A 24343-nucleotide genomic window follows, 5' to 3' on the forward strand; every position below is an offset into this window, starting at 1 on the left:
CTCAATTCCGAACGGGCTTGCCGGTACTCAACATGCCCAGGATCCGCTCCTGCGTCTTCTTGTGCTGCACCAGCGAACCGAAGGCCTGGCGCTCCAGCGTCATCAGGTATTCCTCGGTGACCAGCGTGTTCGCGTCGACGTCGCCGCCCGTCACCACGCCCGCGATCAGCGAGGCGATGTGGAAGTCGTGCCGGCTGATGAAGCCGCCGTCGCGCATGTTCACCAGCTGGCCCTGGATGGTCGCCTTGGCACTGCGGCCCGCGACCGGGAACATCCGCTTGTGCGGCGCTCGGTAGCCGCCGTCGAACATCGCCTTGGCCTGCTGCACGGCGACGTACAGCAGTTCGTCCTTGTTCGGCAAGATGATGTCGCTGTCCAGCAGGTAGCCGAGGCGGCGCGACTCCAGCGCGCTGGTGCCGACCTTGGCCATCGCCGCGGCGGTGAAGCCTTCGGTGACGAACTTGAGCAGGTCCTTGTCGGTGCTGGCCACCGAATTCTCCGCGGCACGGCGGGCGATGTAGGTCAGGCCGCCGGCGCCCGGCACCAGGCCCACGCCCACCTCGACCAGGCCGATGTAGCTTTCCATCGCCGCCACCCGCTTGGCCGAATACAGGGCCAGCTCGCAGCCGCCGCCCAGCGCCAGGCCGCGAATTGCGGAGACGACCGGCACGGACGCGTAGCGAAGCCGCAGCATGGTCTGCTGCATGAAGCCTTCGGCATCCTCGATCGCCGCCACGCCGACGGCGATGAAGGCGGGCAGCATGGACTCGAGGTCGGCGCCGGCGCTGAAAGGCTCGTCGCCCGACCAGATCACCAGGCCACGGAAGTCCTGCTCCGCCATCTCCACGGCCTGCTGCAGCCCTTCGCACACCTCGGGGCTGATGACGTGCATCTTGGTCTTCAGGCTGGCGATGAGCACCTCATCGTCCAGCGTCCACAGGCGGATGTTCTTGTCCTCGTGCAGCGTCTTGCCCGCGGTTTCGAAGCGCGCACCGGCCTCGCCGCGCAGCAGTTCGGGGAACAGCTGGCGCGAGTACACCGGCAGCACGCGGCGCGGCTCGAACTTGCCCGAGGTCGGGTTCCAGGACCCCTGCTCGGTGTGCACGCCGCCCGCATCGGCGACCGGACCCTTGAAGACCCAGGCCGGCAGCGGCGCCTTCGACAGGGCCTTGCCCGCATCGATGTCTTCCTGCACCCACTGCGCGACCTGCGCCCAACCGGCTTCCTGCCACAGCTCGAAGGGGCCTTGCTTCATGCCGAAGCCCCAGCGCATGGCCTGGTCGACGTCGCGCGCGGTCTGGGCGATGTCGCCCAGGTGCACGGCGGCGTAGTGGAAGCCGTTTCTGAGGATGGACCACAGGAACTGGCCCTGCGGTCCGGTGCTGTGGCGCAGCAGCTTCAGCCGTTCGCCCGCCGGTTTCTTCAGCATGCGGCCATAGACCTCGTCGGCCTTCTGCCCGCCCGGCACGTATTCCCTGCTCTCCGCATCGAAGCGCAGCACGTCGCGGCCGACCTTCTTGTAGAAGCCGGCCTTGCTCTTTTGCCCCAGGTTGCCCAGTTCCAGCAGCGTCTTGAGCACCTCGGGGGTGCCGAAGCTCGCGTAGAACGGGTCCGTGTCGGCGTTCAATGTGTCCTGCAGCGTCTTGATGACGTGCGCCATGGTGTCCAGGCCCACCACGTCCGCGGTGCGGAAGGTGCCGCTGGAGGCGCGGCCGAGCTTCTTGCCCGTGAGGTCGTCCACCACGTCGTAGCTCAGGCCGAACTTCTCCACCTCGCGCATCGTCGCCAGCATGCCGGCGATGCCGACGCGGTTGGCGATGAAGTTGGGCGTGTCCTTGGCGCGCACCACGCCCTTGCCGAGGCCCGAGGTCACGAAAGCCTCGAGGTCGTCCAGCACCTGCGGCTGCGTGGTCGGCGTCGCGATCAGCTCCACCAGGTACATGTACCGCGGCGGGTTGAAGAAGTGGATGCCGCAGAAGCGCGGCTTCAGGCTTTCCGGCAGCGCCTCGGACAGCTTGGTGATCGACAGGCCGGACGTGTTGGACGCGACGATCGCGTGCTTGGCCACGTGCGGCGCGATCTTCTTGTACAGGTCCAGCTTCCAGTCCATGCGCTCGGCGATCGCCTCGATCACCAGGTCGCATTCGGCCAGCAGCCCCATGTGCTCTTCGTAGTTCGCCTGCTGGATCAGCGCGGCGTCTTCGGCCACGCCCAGCGGCGACGGCTTGAGCTTCTTCAGCCCTTCGACCGCCTTGGTCACGACGCCGTTCTTCGGGCCTTCCTTTGCCGGAAGGTCGAACAGCACGACGGGCACCTGCACGTTGACGAGGTGGGCCGCGATCTGCGCGCCCATCACGCCGGCGCCGAGCACGGCCACCTTCTTCACCTGGAATCGGCTCATCGTTTCTTGTTTCTTCAAAAGGGTTTACTGCACGCGGACCCAGGTCTGGGTGCGCCAGAACGGCCCGAAGGAGCCGCGCACGTCCAGCTTCTGGCCGCCGTCCACCGGCGTCAGGCGCAGGCCGTATTCGCGGCCGTTCTCGGGATCGAGGATCTTGCCGCCTTCCCACTGTTCCTTGCCTTCGGCCTTGCGCGCGCCGCGGATGATCTCCAGGCCCACGATCGGCTTGCCCTTGCGCTCGTCCTTGCATTCCTCGCAGACGGCATCGGGCTTGGCGTCCTTGATCAGGCGCTTCTCGATGCGGCCGCTCAGGGCGCCGCCGTTGTCGACGATGCGGATCTCCGCCTTGGCTTCGCCGGTCTTGTCGTCGATGTTGCGCCACAGGCCCACGGGCGTGGACTGGGCGAAGGCGGCGCCGGCCGCCAGCGTCGCGAGGGCGAGGACGAGGCGCTTCATGCCAGCGCCGCGTCCGTGTCGAGCAGGTTGGAAACGCCGGCGCGCGCCGTGCGCATCAGCGTGGCCGTCTCGGGGAACAGGCGCGCGAAGTAGAAGCGCGCCGTCTGCAGCTTGGCCTGGTAGAAGGGGTCGGTGTTGCCGGCCTCGACTTCGCGCAGCGCCACCTGCGCCATGCGGGCCCAGAAGTAGCCGAACACCAGGTGGCCCAGCACGCGCAGGTAGTCGACGGCGGCGGCGCCCACTTCATCGGGGTTCTGGAAGCCCTTGAAGCCCAGCTCGGTGGTGAACTTGGTCATCTGGTCGCCCAGGAAGGCGATCGGGTTGATGAACTCGGCCATCTTCTCGTTGACGCCCTCCTCCTCCACCAGCTGCGCCACCAGCTTGCCGAACTTCTTCAGGGTCGCGCCATTGTTGCCCAGGATCTTGCGGCCCAGCAGGTCCAGCGACTGCACGGTGTTCGTGCCTTCGTAGATCATGTTGATGCGGTTGTCCCGCACGTACTGCTCCATGCCCCATTCCTTGATGTAGCCGTGGCCGCCGAAGACCTGCATGCAGGCGTTGGTGGCGACGTGGCCGTTGTCGGTGAGGAAGGCCTTGACGATGGGCGTGAGCAGCGCGACCAGTTCGGCGCTTTCGGCCTTGACCTTCTCGTCGGTGTGGAAGAGCTCGCGGTCGATCAGGTGCGCGCAGAACAGCGTGAGCGCGCGGCCGCCTTCGGCGTAGGCCTTGGCGGTCAGCAGCATCTTGCGCACGTCGGGGTGCACGATGATGGGGTCGGCCGGCTTGTCCTTGGCCTTCACGCCGGACAGCGAGCGCATCTGGATGCGGTCCTTGGCGTAAACCAGCGCGTTCTGGAAGGCCACTTCGGTCAGGCCCAGCGACTGGGTGCCGACGCCGAGGCGCGCCGCGTTCATCATCACGAACATCGCCTGCAGGCCCTTGTTGGGCTCGCCCACCAGCGTGCCGACGGCGCCGTCGAGCACGATCTGCGCGGTGGCGTTGCCGTGGATGCCCATCTTGTGCTCCAGGCCGGCGCAGAAGATCGGGTTGCGCTTGCCCAGGGACCCGTCGGCGTTGACCAGGAACTTGGGCACGATGAACAGGCTGATGCCCTTGCTGCCCTGCGGCGCGTCCGGCAGGCGCGCCAGCACCAGGTGCACGATGTTCTCGGTCATGTCGTGCTCGCCGGCCGAGATGAAGATCTTGTTGCCGGTGAGCTTGTAGGTGCCGTCGGCCTGCGGTTCGGCCTTGGTGCGCAGCAGGCCCAGGTCGGTGCCGCAGTGCGGTTCGGTCAGGCACATGGTGCCGGTCCACTCGCCGCTGGTCAGCTTGGGGAGGAAGGTCTTCTGCTGCTCGGGCGTGCCGTGCGCATGCAACGCTTCATAGGCGCCGTGCGACAGGCCGGGGTACATGGTCCAGGCCTGGTTGGCGCTGTTCAGCATCTCGTACAGGCACTGGTTCAGCGTGAACGGCAGGCCCTGGCCGCCGAACTCCGGGTCGCACGAGAGCGCCGTCCAGCCGCCCGCGATGAACTTGGCGTAGGCATCCTTGAAGCCGGGCGGCGTGGTGACCTCGTGGGTCTCCTTGTTCAACTTGCAGCCGACCGTGTCGCCTTCGATGTTGAGCGGGAAGGTCACCTCGGCGGCGAACTTGCCGGCTTCCTCGATCACCGCGTTCATGGTGTCGGCATCCGTTTCCGCGTGGCGCGGGATGGCGGCGTAGTCGTCGGTGACCTTCAGCACTTCGTGCAGCACGAACTGCATGTCGCGCACGGGCGGGTTGTACGTGGGCATCTCTACTCCTTGGTGTTCTTGGCGGTCTTCATCAACCGGGCTGGCTTGGGGGCGGCGGCGCCGTAGCGCGCCAGGATGTGCTCGAAGCCGGTGTTGGCGCGGGCAATGGAACCGGGATTCTTGAGGAAGCGCGCTTCGTAGTGCAGCGCGAGGATCAGGCCGTGGATCTCGAACAGCATCTGCTCCTCGTCGACGTCGGCGCGCAGGTGGCCCTCTTCCTTGGCCATCACGATGGTGCGCTTCATGGCGGCATGCCAGGTCTGCACCGACGAGGCCAGGGCATCGCGCACCGGGCCGGGCCGGTCGTCGAATTCGACCGCGCCGCTGATGTAGATGCAGCCCGAGTCGATCTCGACCGAGGTGCGCTTCATCCAGTTGGCGAACATGGCCTGCAGGCGCGGCAGGCCGCGCGGCGCGGCCAGCGAGGGATAGAACACGTCCTGCTCGAAGCGGTCGTGGTATTCGCGGATCACCGAGATCTGCAGTTCCTCGCGCGAGCCGAAGTGCGCGAAGACGCCCGACTTGCTCATCTGCGTGACCTCGGCCAGCGCGCCGATGGACAGGCCTTCCAGGCCGATCTGCGTCGCCAGGCCGAGTGCGGCCTCGACGATGGCGGCCTTGGTCTGCTGGCCCTTCTGCAGGGCCCGGCCGTCGCGGCTGCGGGCGGGTTTCAGCGGCAGGTCTGTGACCGACATGGCGGGAAGATGCTTGGGCGGAATAAAAACGAACGGTCGTTCTATTCTGCAGCATTTTCGCGGCATGTGGGAAGGACGCCGGGATTTAGAGCGGCGGACCTAGGAAGAAAGCCGGGGTTCCCACCCCGGCCTACGAGCGATGCGTAGGCCGGGGTGGAAACCCCGGCTTCATGCCACCGCAGCGCGTCAGGCCTTGAACGGAACCACCAGCTGCCGCTGCTCGCCGAGACCCTGGATGCCCAGCGTCATCACGTCGCCCTTTTTCAGGTACGTCGGCGGCTTCATGCCCAGGCCCACGCCGGGCGGGGTGCCCGTGGTGATGACGTCGCCGGGCATCAGCGTCATGAAGTGGCTCACGTAGCTCACCAGCTTGGCCACGTTGAAGATCATGGTGCGGGTGTTGCCGGTCTGCATGCGCTTGCCGTTCACGTCCAGCCACATGTCCAGCTTCTGCACGTTCTCGATCTCGTCGGTGGTCACCAGCCAGGGACCGAGCGGGCCGAAGGTGTCGCAGCCCTTGCCCTTGTCCCACTGCGGGCCGCGCTCCAGCTGGAACTCGCGCTCGCTCACGTCGTTGCAGATCGCATAGCCGGCCACGTGGGTGAGCGCCTTGTTCATGGGGACGTAGCGCGCCAGCGTGCCGATCACCACGGCCAGCTCCACTTCCCAGTCGGTCTTGACCGAGCCGCGCGGCAGCATCACGTCGTCGTTGGGGCCCTGGATGCAGGTGGTGGCCTTCATGAACACCACCGGCTCCTTCGGGATCGGCACGCCCGATTCGGCGGCGTGGTCGGCGTAGTTCAGGCCGATGGCGACGAACTTGCCGACGTTGTTCACCGGCGAGCCGAAGCGCGGCGTGCCGCGCACCAGCGGCAGCTTGGCCGGGTTGGCCTTGCGGATGCGGGTCAGGCCCACTTGCCCGAGTTGCGCGGGGCCGATGTCCGGCACCACGCTGCTCAGGTCGCGCACGCGACCCTCGTCGTCGATGAGGCCGGGCTTTTCCTTGCCGGGATTGCCGTAGCGAACCAGTTTCATTTCTTCTTTCCTCGTTGTTGGTCTAGTACGTGGCGCGGCCGCCCGAAAGGTCGAAGGTCGCGCCGGTGGAAAAGGAGCAATCCTCGGTGCACAGCCAGCCGACCATGGCCGCGATTTCCTCCGGCAGGCCGAAGCGCCCCATGGGAATCTTCGACAGCATGAAGTCGATGTGCTGCTGCGACATCTGGTCGAAGATCGCCGTCTTCACCGCCGCCGGCGTCACGCAGTTCACGCGCACGCCGGTGTCGGCGAGTTCCTTGCCGAGCGACTTGGTCAGCGCGATCACGGCGGCCTTGCTGGCGCTGTAGGCACTGGCATTGGGGTTGCCGTCCTTGCCGGCCACCGAGGCGATGTTGACGATGCGGCCATAGTTGGCGGCGCGCATCACGCCCACCACTTCGCGGCAGCAGAGGAACAGACCATTCAGGTTGACGGCCATGACTTCCTGCCAGGCGTCCAGCGGGTAGTCCCACAGCTTGACGTTGGGGCCGGTGATGCCGGCGCTGTTGACCAGCGCATCGATGCGCTGCGCGCGCCGCACCGTGGATTGCACCGCCTCGCGCACCGAGCTCTCGCTGGCCACGTCGACCTGCACGAAGGCATTGCCGCTGCCCAGGCGCTCGGCGGCCGCGCGGCCGGCGGCCAGGTCGCGGTCCCAGAGCGAGACCGTGCCGCCCGAAGCGACCAGCCGCTGCGCGATGGCGAAGCCGAGTCCGGTGGCGCCGCCGGTCACGACCGCGTGGCGGCCGTCGAAGTCGAGGCGGTTCATATCGTGATGCCGCCGTCGGCGGCGTAGGCCTGGCCGGTCACGAACTGCGCCTCGTCGCTGGCCAGGAACACGACCAGCGGCGCGATTTCCTCGGCGCGCGCCAGCCGGCCCATGGGCTGGCGGGCGATGAAGGCCGCGCGCGCGGCCACCGGATCGGCATTGGCGTTGATGCGGTCCTGCAGCGAAGGCGTGTCGACGGTGCCGGGACAGATCGCATTGCAGCGGATGCCGTTGGCCACGTAGTCGGCCGCGACGCTCTTGGTCAGGCCGATCACGGCCGCCTTGGTGGTGCCGTAGATGAAGCGATTCGGCAGGCCCTTGATGCTGCTGCAGACGCTGGCCATGTTGATGATGCTGCCGCGGCCCTTGCCCTCGTCGTTCTGCAGCATGCGCGGCAGCGCCGCCTGGATCGCCCAGAACTGCGCCCGCACGTTCAGGTTGAGCGCGAAGTTCCACTCCTCGTCGGTCGCCTGCAGCACCGTGCCGTTGTGGACGAAGCCGGCGCAGTTGAACAGCACGTCGAGCGCCGGCATGCCCTGGATGACGCGCTCGATCGACGGCTTGTCCAGCACGTCGAGCTGCACGCTGCGGATGCCATCGACGCCTTCGAAGGCGTCCAGCAGGCGCGGATTGAGGTCGGTCGCCCAGACCTGCGCGCCCTCCGCCGCCAGCGCCAGCGCGCTCGCGCGGCCTATGCCTTGCCCGGCCGCGGTGACCAGGGCTGTCTTGTTCTTCAGTCGCACGGTGTGCTCCTTCGTAGGGGCTAGGGGCTGGAGGCTAGGGGCTAGGGAAAACCGTGTTGGCACCCAGTGGTTTTCCGGATCATAATTGGTCTGACCACTTGGCCACTTAGTGCCAACCCGCCCCTCCCTAGTCCCCAGCCTCCAGCCTCTAACCCCTGTGCCTTTGCAAGCCGTCGAATCCAGCCGCCTGTACCGCCAGATCGCGGAACAGCTGCGCGGGCTGATCACCGGCGGCGAGTTCGACGCCGGCACGCGGCTGCCGGCGGAGCGCGATCTCGCGCGCCAGCTCGGCGTGAGCCGGCCCTCGGTGCGCGAGGCGCTGATCGCGCTGGAGGTGGAAGGCTGGGTCGAGGTGCGCACCGGCTCCGGCATCTACGTGCAGCCGCAGGCGCAGCGGGCGTCGGTGGCGCGCGCGCCCGCCGCCAACGGCAGCGCCGAATGGGGCCCCTTGCAGGTGATGCAGGCGCGCGAACTGGTCGAAGGCGAAGTGGCGGCGCTGGCCGCGCGGCACGCGAAGAAACCGCAGTTGGCCGCGATGGCCTCGGCCCTGGCGCGCATGCGCGAGGAAGCCGAGTCCGGCGACGGCCCGCAAGGCGGCGACGAAGCCTTCCACCAGGCCATTGCCCAGGCTTGCGGCAACGAGGTGCTGGTCGACACCGTGCGCGGCTACTGGAACGCGCGCCAGGAGCCGATCTTCTCGCGCCTGGGCGACCACTTTGAGAACGCCGCGTCCTGGCAGGCCGCGCTCACCGAACATGCCGCCGTGCTGGCGGCGATCCGCGCGCGCGACGCCGAAGGCGCGCGCGCGGCCATGCAGCAACACCTGAAGAAGGCCACCGGCCGCTACAGCGCCAGCTGGAAGCGCGCCAACAAGCCTGGAACCTGAATCTCCACGAGGACCCCATGACCCCCTTCATCCGCCTGCATCCGAACGACGACGTGCTCATCGCCCGCTCCCAGCTGGTGGGCGGCAGCAGCGTCGAAGGCATTGCCGTCCGCGGCCTGATTCCCGCCGGCCACAAGGTCGCCGTGCGCGACCTGCCGGCCGGCGCGCCGGTGCGGCGCTACAACCAGATCATCGGCTTCACCAGCAAGCCCGTGGCCGCCGGCGAGCACGTGCACACGCACAACCTGGGCATGGGTGCGGAGGGCGGCGCCTTCGCCCGCGACTACGCCTTCGGCGCCGACGTCAAGCCGGCCGCGCCCCTGCGCGAAGCGACCTTCATGGGCATCCAGCGCGCCGACGGCCGGGTCGCCACCCGCAACTACATCGGCATCCTTTCCAGCGTGAACTGCTCGGCGACCGCCGCCCGGGCGATCGCCGACCACTTCTCGCGCCAGACCAACCCGCGCGCCCTGGCGGACTACCCCAACGTCGACGGCGTGGTGGCGCTCACCCACGGCACCGGCTGCGGCATGGACACCGAAGGCGCGGGCATGCAGATCCTGGAGCGCACGCTGGCCGGCTACGCAACGCACGCCAACTTCGCGGCCGTGATCGTCGTCGGCCTCGGCTGCGAGGCCAACCAGATCAACGCCTGGCTCGCGCACAGCAGCCTGCGCGAAGGCGAAACGCTGCAGGTGTTCAACATCCAGGACACCGGCGGCACGCGCAAGACGGTGGAGAAAGGCATCTCGCTGATCAAGCAGATGCTGCCGGCGGCCAACCGCGTGAAGCGCGAGCCTTGCAGCGCCGCGCACATCACCATCGGCCTGCAGTGCGGCGGCTCCGACGGCTATTCGGGTATCAGCGCCAACCCGGCGCTCGGCGCGGCGGTCGACCTGCTGGTGGCGCACGGCGGCACCGCCATCCTGTCGGAGACGCCGGAGATCTACGGCGCCGAACACCTGCTGACGCGGCGCGCGGTGAAGCGCGAAGTGGGCGAGAAGCTGATCGAGCGCATCCACTGGTGGGAGAACTACACGCGCGTCAACGAAGGCGAGATGAACAACAATCCCTCGCCCGGCAACAAGGCGGGCGGCCTCACCACCATCCTGGAAAAGTCGCTCGGCGCGGTGGCCAAGGGCGGCACCTCGAACCTGCAGGCCGTGTACGAATACGCGCAGCCGGTCGACGCGCACGGCTTCGTCTACATGGACACGCCCGGCTACGACCCCGTCAGCGCCACGGGCCAGGTGGCCGGCGGCGCCAACATGATCTGCTTCACCACCGGCCGCGGCTCCGCCTACGGCTGCGCGCCCTCCCCTTCGCTGAAGATCGCCACCAACACGGCGCTGTGGCAGCGGCAGGAGGAGGACATGGACATCAACTGCGGCGAGATCATCGACGGCCAGGCCTCGATCCAGGAGATGGGCGAGCGGATCTTCCGCCTCGTCCTCGCCACCGCGTCCGGCGAAGCGAGCAAGAGCGAGCAGCACGGCTACGGCCAGAACGAATTCGTGCCGTGGCAAGTCGGCGCGGTGATGTGATCCCTCCCCCGTCATCCCGGGCTTGACCCGGGATCCAGTCCCGCGTTCGGATCGGGCGCAGTTGCTGGATTGCGGGTCGAGCCCGCAATGACAAGGCACAAGAATCAAAGGAGACCCGAGTGAGCAAGACCCTCCCCGCCGCGCAACTGCGCAAGACCGTCGCCGACATCATCGTCGCCGGTGGCAGTTCGAAGGAAGAAGCGCAGACCGTCGCCGACAACCTGGTGCTGGCCAACCTGAGCGGCCACGACTCGCATGGCGTGGGCATGGTTCCGCGCTACATCGACGCCGTCCTGGAAGGCGGCCTCAAGCCCAACACCGACATCGCCGTGAAGCTCGATGGCGGCAGCCTGCTGGCGCTGGACGGCCAGCGCGGCTACGGCCAGGTCGTCGGCGCGCAGGCGATGGCGCTCGCGATGGAGCGCGCGCAAGCCACCGGCAGCTGCGTGATGGCGCTGGCCAACGCGCACCACCTGGGCCGCATCGGCCACTTCGCCGAGATGGCGGTGGCGCGCGGACTGGTCAGCATTCATTTCGTCAACGTGCAGTCGCGCCCCGTGGTGGCGCCTTTCGGCGGCGGGGACGGCCGCTACGGCACCAATCCCTTCTGCGTCGGCGTGCCGATGGAAGGCCGCGAACCCTTCGTGCTGGACTTCGCGACCAGCCGTGTGGCGCAGGGCAAGATGCGCGTCGCGCACAACGAAGGCCGCCAGGTCGAACCGGGCTACCTGATCGACGAGAAAGGCCAACCCACCACCAATCCGGGCGTGGTGGTCGTGCCGCAAGCGGGTGGCATGTTCGGCGCGCTGATGGCTTTCGGCGAGCACAAGGGCTACGGCATGGCCGTTGCCTGCGAGCTGCTGGGAGGCGCGCTCACGGGCAGCGGCACCTGGCACCGCCCGGCGGACACCAAGCGGGCCGTCATCAACGGCATGTTCACGGTGCTGGTCGACCCGCGCAAGCTGGGCACGCAAAGCGAGTTCGCCCGCGAGGCGCTGGCCTTTGCCGACTGGCTGAAGCAAAGCCCGCCCGCGCCGGGCAGCGAAGGCGTGCTGCTGGCGGGCGAGCCGGAACGCGCCGCGCGTGTTCAGCGCGAGCGCGAAGGCATCGTCGTCGACGACACCACCTGGCAGGAAATCGTCGCCGCGGGCGCCAAGGTCGGCGCCCGCATCGACTGATTTACTTAAGGGACTGCCAGCGCTGGAAGCTCGGATCGCGCGTTACGTCCTGCGGCACGTTGACCCAGTAGCCGGTCGTCGTGGTGCGGGTGTTGCCGGCCACCACGGTGTTGGAGCCGATCTCCGACACGACGGCACCGGGGATGGTCACGGTGCGGGCGGCGATGGCGGGAGCGGGCACCGCGGGCGTCACGGCGATATTGGTGCTCGTGGTGACGGTGGCGCCGGTGCCGGTCGTGACGACGGAGGTCTGCGCAAAGGCGGGGGCGGCGGCGGCCGCGGCGAGGGCGATGGCCCAGCCGGCATGTTTCAGTTTCATGGGGACTCCTTGGTCGGTTGGTCTGCCCCTATTGCAGGGCCGCCCGCGCGACGGCGGCGACAGCCTTTTCCATCAGCGCTTGTAGTGCGCTGTCCGACCCCGGCCCCTAAGGCAGAGGCAGCGGCGGCAGCGCGCGCACCACGTCGTCGGCAATCGGGAAGATCCGGTCGCCCGCACGCGGATCGATCCGGTGCATCCCCGTGAAGCTGCCGAAAGCCGGCAGCACGCCGACCTCTTCCCCCAGCCAGAAGCAAGGCAGCCTCAGCCTTTCGAAGGCGCGGCCGGCGACGCTGATGCACGGATGCCAGTGGCCCGCCAGCACATAGGCATCGGCGCGCGGACGTGGATGGTGGCACAGCGCGAACGGTCCGAGCGCCAGCGGTTCGTCGACCACCGTGAAGCCGAGGCTGGCCGGCGGATCGCCGGCGCGATCGTCGTGGTTGCCGCGCACCAGCGTCAGCGCGAGATCCGACCGGGCGGCGCGCCACTCGTGCAGCACGCCCAGCGTGCCGGCGGCGTGCGAGCGGCGCGAATGCAGGAAGTCGCCGAGGAACACCACCTGCTGCGCGCCCGTTGCCGCGATGGCTTCGTCGAGCTTGGCGAGGTTGCCGCTGGTGGTGCCGCTGGGCACCGGCACGCCCAGCTTGCGGAAACTTACCGCCTTGCCGAAGTGCGCGTCGGCGACCAGCAGCGTGTGCCAGCGGGAGAGATAGAGGGTTCCGGTGGGATGCAGCAGGGCATCCTCACCCGCAAGGCGGATGCGCAGCAAGTCAGAGCATGCGGGCCAGGCTGGCTTCCAGGTGCTCCGAAGGCGCGCGCTTGAAGCCGGAGCGGGCAAAGCGCTGCAGCCGCCCGACGATGAAGGCGGTGAGCACCGAGGCGCGCACCTGGGCATCGACCGTGGGCGTCGCCGCGTCGGCGGTGGCGCCGCGCAGGCATTGCCGCAGCGAGGCTTCGACCTTGTCGAAGAACTGGTTCATGCGCTGCTGCAGGCGGTCGTTCTCGAACACCAGCGCATCGCCGACCATCACGCGGGTCATGCCCGGGTTCTTCTCGGCAAACTGGATCAGCATGCCGACGATGCGCGCGGCCTGGGCCTGGCCCTCGGCTTCGCGTTCGCCGATCTGGTTGATCAGGCTGAAGACGCTCTGCTCGATGAACTCGATCAGGCCTTCGAACATCTGCGCCTTGCTGGCGAAATGGCGGTACAGCGCGGCTTCGCTCACGTCCAGCTTCGCGGCCAGGGCCGCGGTGGTGATGCGCTCCGCGCCCGGCTGCTCCAGCATGGTCGCCAGCGCCTGCAGGATCTGCACGCGCCGCTCCCCCGGCTTGGGACGCTTGCGTCCCACGGCTGCAGTGGCCGCTTCACCGCCAGGGGTGGGTTCGGGGGAATCGAGCTCGGCGTGGGACATTGGGGCAGGCGGAAACAGCTGTGTCGAAAATCATTCTCGCATACCCGACAGTAAGGGTTATCCGGGCTGTTGCGCTTTTGCAAGTGCCCACTTGCCAACCGGGAAAAGCAGGCGTCAGGCGGGAAGCGGCAGGGTGACCCGCAGTCCGCGGCCGCCGGCGCCGGGCTGCAGCTGCAGGTGGCTGTGGTGGGCGCGCGCGATTTCCTCGGCGATCGCCAGGCCCAGGCCGTTGCCCTCGCCCTGCGTGCCTTGCACCCGGTAGAAGCGCTCCAGGATCCGGGGCAGCTCCGGCGTCGCCACGCCCGGCCCGTCGTCTTCCACCTCCAGGAAAGGAACGCCGGTGCGGACGCCGCAGCGGATCGTCACCGCGCCGCGTTCGTGGCCGTACTTCACGGCGTTGTCGACCAGGTTGGACAGCAGCTCGCGCAGCAGCCAGGCGTGCCCCATGGCCTCGGCCGGCTCCGCGTCCAGGCCCAGGTCGATGTGGCGGGCGGTGGCGGCGTCCAGGTGCTGCTGCAGGATGTCCTCGCACAGCGCCTTCAGGTCAACCGCCTGCACCGGCTGCGAATGCATGCCGCGGGCATCGGCGCGCGACAGCGCCAGCAGCTGGTTGGCCAGCTGCGAGGTGCGGCGGGTGGCGCTGCGCAGCTTGTAGACCTGGTCGGCGGGCAGCTCCAGGGTGTCTTGCGCGCCGGCCTGCTGCGCCCAGGCTTCCACCTGCGCCTGCAAACCGGCCAGCGGCGTGCGCAGCTGGTGCGCCGCGTCGGCGACGAAGCGTTGCTGGCCCTCGGCCTGCGCGTTGACGAGGCCGAACAAGCGATTGAGCGAATCGACCAGGGGCCGCACCTCCGCCGGCGAGGCCGATTCGTCGATCGCGCTCAGGTCGCGCGGCGAGCGCCGCTCCACCGCGTCCTTCAGTTCGAGCAAGGGCTTGAGGGCCCGCTCCACCGCCCAGCCCACCGCGAAGGCCGCCGCGGCGATCAGCACCAGGTTCGGCAGCAGCACCTTGAAGACGACCGAGCGCAGCCACTGCTGGCGCGGATCGGCGCCATCGGCCACGACGATGCCGGTGTCGCCCAGCACCGTGGGCTGGCGCTGGCGCACGATGCGCCAGGTGGCGCCGCCGTGCTCCTCGCTGTGCAGCTCCGGCTCGGCGCCGGAAGGCGGCAGGCCGCCCAGCCAGGGCTGGCCGAACAGCAGCTTGCCGTCGGCGTCGACCAGCGCGAAGGCGGTGAAGCCGCCGCCCTCCTTGAGGAATTCCTCCACGGCGGGGGCCAGCAGCACCAGCGGCGGCTCGCCCTCGCCGATCACCGAATCGGCCACCAGCGGCACCAGCGCGAGCAGGCGCTGGTCCTGCTGCGTGGCCACGTTGCCGGCGGAGCGGTAGTCGAACCAGGCATTGAGCACCGCCAGCAGGATCAGCGGCGCGATCAGCATCACCAGCAGCCGGCGCCGCAGGCCGGAGGTCATCGCCGCCGCCCGGGCGACGGGGCGGAAGGACAGCTTCACTCGCCCTCGGAGGGCCGCAGTTCCAGCCGGTAGCCGAAGCCGCGGATGGAGCGCAGCGCCACCCCGTGCGGCTCCAGCTTGCCGCGCAGGCGCGAGATGTAGACCTCCACCGCGTTGGGCGTGATCTCCTTGTCCCAGCCGGTCAGGGCCTGCAGCAGCTTTTCCTTGCTGGCGGGCTTGGGGGCGTTGATCAGGAGGTACTCCATCACCGTCCACTCGCGCGGGCCCAGCTCGATCGGCACCGCATGGCCGTTCTTCTGCGCGCTGGCGCGCCGGTTGGCGGTATCGAGCTCGATCGGGCCGAAGGACAGCACCGCGGAGGTGGCGGCCTGCGAGCGCCGCAGCAGCGCGCGCAGGCGCGCCAGCAGCTCGGGCAGCTCGAAGGGCTTGATCATGTAGTCGTCGGCGCCGAGGTCGAGGCCCTGCACGCGGTCGTGCAAGGCGTCGCGCGCGGTGAGGATCAGCACCGGCATGTGCTGGCTGGCCATCTCGGGGCGGCGCAGGCGCCGCGTCAGCTCCAGGCCGTCCATGTTGGGCAGGCCGATGTCGATGATGGCGGCGTCGAAGACCTCGGTGCGCAGCACCTCCTCGGCGCGTTCGCCGCTGCCGACCCAGTCGACGGCATAGCCCGCGTTGGCCAGGCCCAGCTTGATGCCGCTGGCCACCATCACGTCGTCTTCGACCAGCAGCAGTCTCATGCTCAGTGCGACCGGATCATGGTCCCGTAGGCCTGGTCGGTCAGGATCTCCAGCAGCATCGCGTGCGGCACGCGGCCGTCGATGATGTGCACCGCGTTGACGCCGGCCTTGGCCGCGTCGAGCGCGCCGCTGATCTTGGGCAGCATGCCGCCGGAGATGGTGCCGTCGGCGAACAGCGCATCGATCTCCTTGGACGTCAGGTCGGTCAGCAGCTTGCCGGACTTGTCCAGCACGCCGGGCGTGTTGGTGAGCAGCACGAGCTTCTCGGCCTGCAGCACTTCCGCCAGCTTCGACGCGACGACGTCGGCATTGATGTTGTAGCTCTCGTTCTCGTCGCCGAAGCCGATCGGGCTGACGACGGGAATGAAGTTGTCTTCCAGCAGCGCGCGCACGACGCCGGGGCTGATCTCCACGATGTCGCCGACCTGGCCGACGTCGTGGTGCTTGTTCGGGTCCTTGTTGTCGACCATCTTCAGCTTCTTGGCGCGGATCAGGCCGCCGTCGCGCCCGGTCAGGCCCACGGCCTGGCCGCCGGCCTTGTGGATGAAGCCCACGATGTCCTGCTGCACCTCGCCGGCCAGCACCCATTCGACCACTTCCATGGTCTCGGCGTCGGTGACGCGCATGCCCTGGATGAACTCGCCCTTCTTGCCCAGGCGGTTGAGGGCCTGCTCGATCTGCGGCCCGCCGCCGTGCACCACCACGGGGTTGATGCCAACGAGCTTGAGCAGCACGACGTCTTCGGCGAAGTCGGCCTGCAGCTCGGGGTCGGTCATGGCGTTGCCGCCGTACTTGATCACCATGGTCTTGCCATGGAACCTGCGGATGTACGGCAGCGCCTGGGCCAGGATTTCGGCCTTGTCGCGCGGGGCGATGTGGTTGACGTCGTTCATTGGCGCTCGGGAGTGGGAAGCCCGATTTTGCAACACCGGGCGCCCCGGATGCTCAAGTGCGCTCTTTATCGGCGGGCGCGCCGGGACTCCAGCGCGTGGGCGGCGGCGTCGCTGCTTTGCCCTTGCGCCGCCCCGCGGCTGGCCGATGTGGCCGGCGCCTTCCCGGGAGCGCGCGTATCCACCGGGGCACCTTAAACCGCACAATCATCAGGTACGCAGAAACATACGAAAACGCAAAGAGTAGGCAGAAGAAAACGAGCGCCGGCGTGTAGGACCAGAAAAGAACGGCGGGTCCAACTGACAAAATCGTGAACCCCCACAAGTAGGGCGATGTGCGGTTGTTACGGCGCAAGATGCGGCGCGCCCTGTCTTCGTCAAGCACGTTGCGCACGATGCGCCGATAGATGAGCTGATGAAAGTGCAGCGCATCGGCGACGCCGGGAGCCGTCCCCTTCACCATCTTTCTGTAGATGGAAAAGAAAGTTTCCCATACTGGATAAATGACGAGCAGCAAGGGGAACCAAGGCGAAACCTCGGGGTGCCGCTGCACAAGCTGCAACGAGGCAACCGAAATCACCAGCCCCCACAAGTAAGCTCCGCCGTCGCCGGCGAAAATCGAACCTCGAGGGTAATTCCACACCAGGAACCCAGCCGTCGCGCCCGCTACACAGATGATGTATCCGGCCAACTCTCGATCCTTGTTCTGGAGTGCGACATGGGCCAGCGCCAGGCAGATTAGCAACGCGACAGTACCTGCCAAACCGTTGTATCCGTCTATGAGGTTGAACGCGTGCTGTAGACCGAGCACGGCGGTGAACCCGAGCAGCACTGTAAGGGCCGGAAAAGCGCTGAGTGCCGCGTCAGCTATCGGCAATCCCGTGCGGACCAGGGCCACGTCCAGCAGCCAACAGGATAGAGCGGCGCTGAGTCCGGTCATCCCGAAGCGAAGTTCAATCGAAAGGTCCTGCGTCACGTCTTCCCACGTTCCGCCGAGTGCTGTGGGGAGCAGAATAACCAGCCAAGTCACGGCCATCGGCAGTCCTATGCCGGTGTTCAACTGGTCATGACCTAGGCTGTTGGAGAAAACAGCTGTTAGCCACCCGGCGCTTACGCCCAGAAGTACCGCAACTCCACCAATCCGCGGGACGTCGCCCACATGGAAGCGCTGGGGCTTTTTCGCGGCATAACGCCGCGCATGTCCGCTGGCCGCTCGTATGAATACGAGGCACAGTGCGAATGCCACAGCAGCACTTACCAGCGTGAGGAAAATCATCGACCCCACACCCTGCGGTTGACGAACCCCGTGTAGCTCAGCACGATCCGAAGAATCTTGTCGGAAACGTTTCGTGGTGAATAGTCTTCGACCAAGCGCAGCAGCCGCTGCTCTCCGCGCGGCTGATCCTGAAGAACCTCCAGTCCCTGGAGGACGCGATCGATCTCGAGGCCTACGAACATCACGCTGGCCTCCTCGAAGCCCTCTGGACGCTCATGGACGTCGCGCAGGTTCAGAGCCGGGAAGTTGAGGATCGAGGATTCTTCTGTAATGGTCCCACTGTCCGACAGAACACAACGTGCCTTAGTCTGCAATGCGACGTAGTCGAGAAATCCGAAAGGCTTGTTGAACTGAACGTTACCATGCGCCTCGAGGCCGAGCGCCTCCATACGTTTGCGCGTACGGGGGTGCGTGGACACGATCACCGGAAGTTCGAAGCGGGTCGCCAATTGGTTCAGGACTTGGAACAGCTTGCGCAGCCGCTCAGGCGCATCAACATTCTCCTCGCGATGGGCGCTGACCAAGAAATAACCGTCCTCGCGCAACCCGAGCCGCTCCAGCACCTGCGATGATTCGATCCCCTCCCGATAGTGTTCGATGACCTCGCGCATGGGACTGCCGGTCTTGATCACTTGATCCGGCGGCAGGCCCTCGCGCAGGAGGTAACTGCGGGCAATTTCGCTGTATGTCAGGTTGATGTCCGCCGTGTGGTCCACGATGCGCCGGTTAATCTCCTCGGGCACTCGAAAGTCGAAGCAGCGGTTGCCGGCTTCCATGTGGAAGATCGGCACCTTCCGTCGCTTGGCGGCAATGGCAGCAAGGCAGCTGTTCGTATCGCCCAGGATCAGCAGAGCCTCTGGCGCGTGGCGCTCCAGTGCTTCATCCGCGGCCGTGATGACCTTGCCGATGGTTTCCGCGGCGTTCTTGCCAGCAGCTTCCAGAAAAACATCGGGGCGGCGGATTCCCAGGTCGCTGAAAAATACCTCGTTCAGTTCGTAGTCGTAATTCTGTCCGGTGTGAACCAGCGTATGTTCACAGTGACGGTCGAAGCGGTCGATCACGCGCGACAACCGGATGATTTCCGGACGCGTGCCGACCATGGTCATTACCTTAAGCTTAGTCACGGATCGCGTCCCTCACGATTTTCAGCGACATGAGGGTTTCCTTGACCTCGCGAACGTTCAGCCTGCGCGTGTTGTGCGACGTATAGTCGTCGATCTGCGAGATTTCCGGTTCGCCTTCGACGAAATATTTGTTGTAATTGAGGTCGCGGGAGTCAGCGGGAACCCGATAGTAGCCTCCAAGGTCCTCGGACCGCGCCATTTCCTCACGCGACACCAGAGATTCGTAAAGTTTCTCGCCATGGCGCGTGCCGATGACATTGATCGCGGCGTTGTTGCGTCGCAGTAACTCCTTCAGGGCCTGTGCCAAGTCCCCTACCGTGGAGGCGGGAGCCTTCTGGACGAAAATGTCGCCCGGGCGGGCATGCTGGAATGCATACAGTACCAAGTCGACCGATTCCTCGAGGGACATCAGGAAGCGGGTCATCGTGGGGTCGGTGATCGTCAACGGCTTTCCGGCCAGTAGCTGTTCCAGGAAAAGCGGAATGACGGACCCGCGAGACGCCATGACGTTGCCGTAGCGCGTTGCGCACAGGACAGTGCCATCGGGCCCAGATAGCCGCGACTTGGCAACCATCACCTTCTCCATCATCGCCTTGGACATGCCCATGGCGTTGATCGGGTAGACGGCCTTGTCGGTGCTCAGGACCACGCAGCGCTTGACCTTGTTTTCGATGGCCGCGCGCATCACGTTCTCGGCGCCAATCACGTTCGTGCGAACCGCTTCCATCGGATAGAACTCGCAGGAAGGCACCTGTTTCAGGGCCGCGGCGTGGAACACATAGTCCACGCCCCGCATCGCATCGGTGACGCTGTCGGGGTTGCGGACGTCTCCGATGTAGAACTTCACCTTGTCGCTATTGAGCGCAATGCGCATGTCTTCCTGCTTCTTTTCGTCGCGGCTGAACACACGGATTTCGGCGAAATCGGAATCGATGAATCGTTGCAGCACTGCGTTACCGAAAGAGCCGGTGCCGCCAGTGATAAGAAGGGTCTTGTTCTTGAACATGTGAGTGAATCGTTGGTTAACCAAAGTCGCGCATGCGGCGAACCAGCTCAGGCCACGCCGAGGGGGTGTAGCCGGTTAGTTGGCGAAAGCGCCGGGAATCAAGCGAGCGGTCGATCACCAGCCGCTCGTCGGGCTCGATCCGGATCTCCTTGCCGTAGCTTTCAGCCACCAGCTTCAGCAAGTCATACTTGTTGATCGGCGCGGACGAGACATGCCAGGTTCCATGGAGATCGCCACGAGGCAGCACGTGGTCCCGAATCACGCGCGCCAGTTCCACCGTCGGAAGTCCGGAGAATACGGCTCGCCGGAAGCCCTTGACTTTGCCTTGCTGCGCTAGGAACCAGCCCACTAGCCCATGCGCGCTGGCCAACTCGTGCCCGATGATGGAAGTGCGCAACGTTACGGCATTTGGATAGTCGACTTCGCCCAAATACTTGCTGCGACCGTAAAGATCATTCGCGTCCGGGAAATCAGCTTCCGTATACCCCCCCTTCGAACCGGAGAATACGCAATCTGTGCTCACGTGCACCAATCGGGCACCGGCGACGGCACATAGGCGCGCCAGGCGATGGGGAAGCAAGGCGTTGATAGGAATGGCGGTCAACGCCTCGTCGGCCTCAGCGAGTTGTTTGACGACGCCGACGCAGTTGATGACCACGTCGGGGCGAGCAGTCGCAAATGCCCCTGCCAGACTGTCCTGGTTCTCCACGTCCACGCCCACGGCGATTCGCTCTCGCACGGCTTCCGGCAACAGGCGCAGCGACGAAGCACTGCGAACCGTGCCGCGCACGTCAAAATCGCGAGTATCGGCAAATAGGCGCAGTACTGCATTCCCCAGCATTCCCGAGGCGCCTAGTACCAAGACCCGGGTGGCTGTCGGCCCAGTCATGAATTACTCCCTTTGGTGATCAAGGCGAGATTATTACAAGCGCCGGAACCGTTCCGCGAGACGACTACCCAGCTTGGTCGGCTCGAAGTGTTCCAGATAATAGTTGCGTCCAGCGCGCCCCATCGCCTCGCGCTCCGAAATATCCAGTTTGTAAAGCCGCAAAACGGCTGCTACTAGTGCGGCGGCATCGTCAGCAGGGCAGGCGAACCCCGCCCCAGCCTCCTGGACGACGCGGGCACCTTCCCCGTCCAGTGCTCCGATGACGGGTCGTCCGGCCGCCAGGTAAGCTTGCAGCTTGCTCGGCACGGTAAGGCTCATGACAGGGTTGCGCGCCAGTGTCAGCACCAGCGCCGATGCTTGCGCGAAGATGGCCGGCATCGCCTCCGACGGGTAGCGGCCGAGCAGCACCACGTTGTTCAACTTTCGGAGTGCGATCTGCTCATGCAACCAGGCGCTGCGACGGCCACTTCCAACCAGCACAAGACGGATGTCAGGATAGGCCCTCAGCCTTTCCGCGGCGCCCAGCAGGCTGTCGAGACCTTGCACGATGCCCAGATTGCCCGCGAACACGAGATTGAATCCGGGCTCGAGTTGCAGTGGGGTCGGTCCGGTATCCACCTCATCCGTTCCCGCAAATGCGCTCTCGCCCGGATTGGGAAAGTACTCGACTGGAGTCTGGCCGGCAAGCGGCGTCACTGCTGGGCCGAACGCTCGCGATTGCACCAACAAGAGGTCGGAGCAGCGATAGATCAGCCGCACCACCTGAGCAACTGCCCCCAGAATGTAACGGTTGTGGATGAAGCCCGCGGCCTGGAGGCTTTCCGGCCACAAGTCCTGAACCCACACCACGAGCCGCGCCCGCTTAATCCATCGCAACACCACGCCCGGGATCGCCTGGAGGATGGGAGAGGTGCCGTAGACGAAGATCACGTCGAACTGCTGGCTACGCAGCACCCAGGGGCCGATCAGAGCGCCGGTGAGCACGAATGAAAGGTAGTTGAGCCCTAAGGAAGTGATGCCACCCCTTCCGCGCGGAACAAGCGGCACGCGGAACACTGGGATCCCTTGATACGACTCCTGTGCGATGCCGCCCGCACGATAGCCCGGATACACCGTTCCATGCGGGTAGTTCGGCTTGCCCGTGAGCACTGTGACTTCGCAGCCCGCGTCGCGTAACTGCAACGCCACCTCATTAATGCGGAAGGACTCCGGCCAGAAATGCTGGCTGATGATCAGAACTTTCATTCCAACAAGACGCGTACAAATTCCCGGGCCGAGACCACCGACGGCGCCGGCGCGAGGCCCGGCGCCAGAAAGCGCAATACCGCTGCCTCGATCGAGCGCGCCGATGCCGGGTCAAAGGTCTCGCGGGGAATGCAGACGTCCCGCACAAAGTCGCGTTCCGCCGCGAGGATCGGCATGCCCAAGGAGCGCGCCTCCAGCAGAGGAAGACCGAAACTCTCTAGCGATGATGCAAAGAGCAGCGCCGAACTCTGCGCCATGCGGTGCAGCACGGCAGAGCGCGTCAGCTCTCCAAGATTGATGATCCGCGGCCCCGTAGCCTCTTCCAGACCGGCGCTCCTTGCGAGCCGAGCAAAGGCGGCCTTGTCGAGAGTCAGGTAGAGAAGCGGCCGGCAGCCTTTCACGGCGAGCCTCTGCCAAGCGGCCAGGAGGATCACATGATTCTTGTGCGCCGCCGCGTCCGCCGGATAGAAAAACGTGGCGTTTTCCGCCGGAGGAATAAGCGCTCTTGTCGGTGCCTCATTTGCCAGAAGACCTTCGGCAACGGCCGCGTCGCAGAAGGGCCTTACGTGAACCGCAAGACCGGGAAAGATTTGTCGCGCCAGTTCGGCCATGGTGGGCGTTTGAACCCACATTTCGTCACAGTTCCTGATGCCAAGGCGGAGCCACCAGCGCTCGATCGCGACACGGAGCGCAGTCCGCGTCGGATACCGGATGCCCGGATCGGGTGCAAGCAGGTGTCGGCCTTGCATGTAAACGATCACCCGACCGCCCGCCGGCCCGCGCAATGGCGGCAGGTTGTTGAAGCAGAACAACACATCGCCTTGGCAAGCGCGCCCGGCGAGGCGCTGGAGGCTGCGAAGGCGGGCTGCCATGGAGGGGCGAACAAACTCGCAAGCCACGCCTTCGGTATCGACGTGCCCGCGCATGCGCGCATCGAGCGCAACGGCCTTCAATTCCGGCTTCAATTCGCGCAGGATGGCATCGAGCAGAACTCGGCCGCCGCCTGAATGAATGCCGAAAGCGCTCAAAAGCACTTTAGCCATGCACGCGCCGACGAAAAGGGAGTACTCCCGCAGTGGCAAAATGGAGGTCTGCCACTCGACCCCGCCGTTCGAAGCAGGCAGCCGATTTCCCAGTTACCCAAGCGAACCGCCCTTGCCTCAGGCAAGCGGCGGTATGCCGATCCAGGTTGAAGATGTTCATTTCGACAGAGACAGAAACACGCGCAGGAACACGAAGGACGCATTCTCCCTCACCGCCTGGGCGCGTCCTCCTGTTTGCCTATGCATTTCCGCCCATGCAGGTCCAGATGACCCCGGCAGTCTTCAAGCCGATGGCGGCACTGGCACGGCTTGGCTATTCCGTTGACGTTGTTTGCGCCGGTTCCTTCTGCCGGGAGTTGCCTCTGGACCACGGCTTGGTTCCCTTCGCCGAGCGAACCTTCGGAGACATCAAGCGGCTCGAGCCGCCGCTGGGCTGGCGGGGCTGGGCGCAGGCGCGATTCAAGGGCCTGGCGCGCGTCCCGGACCTCATGACCGTGCTGCACCAGCCGGCTTACGAGGAGTTGATGGGGCGCGACCTGACCCGATACGAGGCGGTTATGACTTGGTCACCGTTCCACTCCGTGAACTCCGTCATGGCCAAGGTGAAGGCGCAACGTAAAGGAGTGCGCTGGATCGCGCAGTTCAGCGACCCTTGGGCTGGAAACCCCTTGGAGATCGATATTCGGACCAAGCTATGGAACACCTGGCACGAGCCTTGGTCGATCCGGCGGGCGGACCATATCATCCATAGCTCCCCACATTCGCTGGATCTGATGTTCCGGGGCATGAGGGCGCCTTTGCGCAGCAAGACCGGCGTCCTGCCGCACGTGTACAACCGCGATTTGTACCCTGCGCGTCCCAAGGCGAACAACGAGCACATCGTCTTGCGGTATGTCGGCGTCTTGTACGGACGCCGCTCGCCCGAGCCCGTTTTTGAGGCGCTGGGGCGCCTGTTCCAGCGTCGACCGGCGCTGCGCGGTCAAGTAGTCGTTGAACTGGTGGGCCTCGTCCCGCCCGAAATGCTGCAGACGCCTGCGGCTTTGGCCTTGCCCGCCGGCACGATTCGGACCGTGGCGCAGGTCGGATACTTGGAGTCGCTGCAGCTAATGTATGACGCCGACGTCCTGCTGCTCATCGAAGCCGATGTGCGCCGCAACCTGTTCTTGGCCAGCAAGGTAGCCGACTACGTCGGCGCCGGGCGGCCTATTGTCGGCATCGTGCCACCCGGCGCGTCGCAAGAGGCGATGCAGTCGCTCGGCGCCTGGCATGCCCGCCCGAGCGATATCACGGGAATCGAAAGCGCGCTCGAAGGCGCCATCGACCATGTGCGGACGGGCTACAGCGGCAGCAATTGCAATGAATCCTTTCGGTCGATGCTGAGCGGCGAACATGTCGCGCGCCAGTTCGCCGATATCATCCGGAAAGGTTAGTC

23 protein-coding genes are annotated in these 24343 nt (G+C 66.1%); 4 read left to right on the forward strand and 19 right to left on the reverse strand.

Annotation, left to right across the window (positions count from 1 at the left end):
* Position 1 precedes the first annotated feature (1 nt).
* The 7 genes from LZ009_RS00280 to LZ009_RS00310 all read right to left on the reverse strand — a co-directional run bounded on the left by LZ009_RS00280 (position 2) and on the right by LZ009_RS00310 (position 7892).
* Entirely contained in the window at positions 2–2401 is a 2400-nt protein-coding gene (locus LZ009_RS00280; protein WP_275695879.1) for a 3-hydroxyacyl-CoA dehydrogenase/enoyl-CoA hydratase family protein, read from the reverse strand.
* Positions 2402–2425: 24 nt separating this feature from the next.
* Positions 2426–2857, reverse strand: a complete 432-nt coding sequence (locus LZ009_RS00285; RefSeq protein ID WP_275695880.1) for a DUF2147 domain-containing protein — start codon at positions 2855–2857, stop codon at positions 2426–2428.
* On the reverse strand, positions 2854–4650 hold the full coding sequence (locus tag LZ009_RS00290) for an acyl-CoA dehydrogenase C-terminal domain-containing protein (protein ID WP_275695881.1): 1797 nt from the start codon (positions 4648–4650) through the stop codon (positions 2854–2856). Before LZ009_RS00290 ends, LZ009_RS00285 begins: the two co-directional genes overlap by 4 nt.
* A 2-nt stretch (positions 4651–4652) precedes the next feature.
* Complete coding sequence (locus LZ009_RS00295; RefSeq protein ID WP_275695882.1) at positions 4653–5345, reverse strand: TetR/AcrR family transcriptional regulator; 693 nt, start codon at positions 5343–5345, stop codon at positions 4653–4655.
* A gap of 186 nt (positions 5346–5531) precedes the next feature.
* Positions 5532–6380: a fumarylacetoacetate hydrolase family protein gene (locus tag LZ009_RS00300; protein WP_275695883.1), complete on the reverse strand. Its 849-nt coding sequence runs from the start codon at positions 6378–6380 to the stop codon at positions 5532–5534.
* A gap of 22 nt (positions 6381–6402) precedes the next feature.
* Entirely contained in the window at positions 6403–7149 is a 747-nt protein-coding gene (locus LZ009_RS00305) for an SDR family NAD(P)-dependent oxidoreductase (protein WP_275695884.1), read from the reverse strand.
* Positions 7146–7892 (reverse strand): SDR family oxidoreductase, encoded by a 747-nt coding sequence (locus LZ009_RS00310; RefSeq protein ID WP_275695885.1) that lies wholly within the window; start codon positions 7890–7892, stop codon positions 7146–7148. The genes LZ009_RS00305 and LZ009_RS00310 overlap by 4 nt, the downstream gene beginning before the upstream one ends.
* 157 nt (positions 7893–8049) lie before the next feature.
* Here LZ009_RS00310 and LZ009_RS00315 point away from each other — a divergent pair, with 157 nt between their 5' ends.
* From LZ009_RS00315 to LZ009_RS00325, 3 genes are all read left to right on the forward strand, one after another.
* Positions 8050–8778, forward strand: a complete 729-nt coding sequence (locus LZ009_RS00315) for a FadR/GntR family transcriptional regulator (protein ID WP_275695886.1) — start codon at positions 8050–8052, stop codon at positions 8776–8778.
* 17 nt (positions 8779–8795) lie between these two features.
* A complete protein-coding gene (locus LZ009_RS00320) occupies positions 8796–10322 on the forward strand; it encodes a UxaA family hydrolase (RefSeq protein WP_275695887.1) in 1527 nt (508 codons plus the stop codon).
* Positions 10323–10441: 119 nt separating this feature from the next.
* Positions 10442–11500, forward strand: coding sequence for a malate/lactate/ureidoglycolate dehydrogenase (locus LZ009_RS00325; protein WP_275695888.1), 1059 nt, complete (start codon positions 10442–10444; stop codon positions 11498–11500).
* A 1-nt stretch (position 11501) separates the two neighbouring features.
* Here the strand turns inward: LZ009_RS00325 and LZ009_RS00330 are convergent, their stop codons facing one another.
* From LZ009_RS00330 to LZ009_RS00385, 12 genes are all read right to left on the reverse strand, one after another.
* Positions 11502–11819: a hypothetical protein gene (locus LZ009_RS00330; protein ID WP_275695889.1), complete on the reverse strand. Its 318-nt coding sequence runs from the start codon at positions 11817–11819 to the stop codon at positions 11502–11504.
* Positions 11820–11925: 106 nt separating this feature from the next.
* Positions 11926–12588, reverse strand: a complete 663-nt coding sequence (pdeM, locus tag LZ009_RS00335; protein WP_275695890.1) for a ligase-associated DNA damage response endonuclease PdeM — start codon at positions 12586–12588, stop codon at positions 11926–11928.
* A gap of 1 nt (position 12589) precedes the next feature.
* Positions 12590–13231, reverse strand: coding sequence for a nucleoid occlusion factor SlmA (slmA, locus tag LZ009_RS00340; protein ID WP_275695891.1), 642 nt, complete (start codon positions 13229–13231; stop codon positions 12590–12592).
* 114 nt (positions 13232–13345) lie between these two features.
* Positions 13346–14701 (reverse strand): sensor histidine kinase, encoded by a 1356-nt coding sequence (locus tag LZ009_RS00345; protein WP_275697084.1) that lies wholly within the window; start codon positions 14699–14701, stop codon positions 13346–13348.
* Between the two features lie 35 nt (positions 14702–14736).
* Positions 14737–15438 carry a response regulator gene (locus LZ009_RS00350; RefSeq protein ID WP_275695892.1) on the reverse strand — a complete coding sequence of 234 codons (702 nt, stop codon included), beginning with the start codon at positions 15436–15438 and terminating at the stop codon, positions 14737–14739.
* Positions 15439–15440: 2 nt separating this feature from the next.
* Positions 15441–16331 (reverse strand): acetylglutamate kinase, encoded by an 891-nt coding sequence (gene argB / locus LZ009_RS00355; RefSeq protein WP_275695893.1) that lies wholly within the window; start codon positions 16329–16331, stop codon positions 15441–15443.
* Positions 16332–16383: 52 nt separating this feature from the next.
* Entirely contained in the window at positions 16384–17604 is a 1221-nt protein-coding gene (locus LZ009_RS00360) for a glycosyltransferase family 4 protein (RefSeq protein ID WP_275695894.1), read from the reverse strand.
* The gene (wecB, locus tag LZ009_RS00365; protein WP_275695895.1) at positions 17601–18728 is read right to left on the reverse strand and encodes a non-hydrolyzing UDP-N-acetylglucosamine 2-epimerase; all 1128 of its coding nucleotides are present in this window, start codon (positions 18726–18728) and stop codon (positions 17601–17603) included. Before wecB ends, LZ009_RS00360 begins: the two co-directional genes overlap by 4 nt.
* Complete coding sequence (locus LZ009_RS00370) at positions 18721–19734, reverse strand: polysaccharide biosynthesis protein (protein WP_275695896.1); 1014 nt, start codon at positions 19732–19734, stop codon at positions 18721–18723. The genes wecB and LZ009_RS00370 overlap by 8 nt, the downstream gene beginning before the upstream one ends.
* Positions 19735–19750: 16 nt before the next feature.
* On the reverse strand, positions 19751–20623 hold the full coding sequence (locus LZ009_RS00375; RefSeq protein ID WP_275695897.1) for a dTDP-4-dehydrorhamnose reductase family protein: 873 nt from the start codon (positions 20621–20623) through the stop codon (positions 19751–19753).
* A 33-nt stretch (positions 20624–20656) separates the two neighbouring features.
* On the reverse strand, positions 20657–21868 hold the full coding sequence (locus tag LZ009_RS00380; protein ID WP_275695898.1) for a glycosyltransferase family 4 protein: 1212 nt from the start codon (positions 21866–21868) through the stop codon (positions 20657–20659).
* Positions 21865–22911: a glycosyltransferase gene (locus LZ009_RS00385; RefSeq protein ID WP_275695899.1), complete on the reverse strand. Its 1047-nt coding sequence runs from the start codon at positions 22909–22911 to the stop codon at positions 21865–21867. Before LZ009_RS00385 ends, LZ009_RS00380 begins: the two co-directional genes overlap by 4 nt.
* A 254-nt stretch (positions 22912–23165) precedes the next feature.
* On the opposite strand from LZ009_RS00385, the gene LZ009_RS00390 reads away from it, so the two are divergent.
* Positions 23166–24341: a glycosyltransferase family protein gene (locus LZ009_RS00390; protein WP_275695900.1), complete on the forward strand. Its 1176-nt coding sequence runs from the start codon at positions 23166–23168 to the stop codon at positions 24339–24341.
* Positions 24342–24343: the final 2 nt, after the last annotated feature.

It is taken from the genome of Ramlibacter paludis, assembly GCF_022012305.1.
Classification (GTDB): domain Bacteria; phylum Pseudomonadota; class Gammaproteobacteria; order Burkholderiales; family Burkholderiaceae_C; genus Ramlibacter; species Ramlibacter paludis.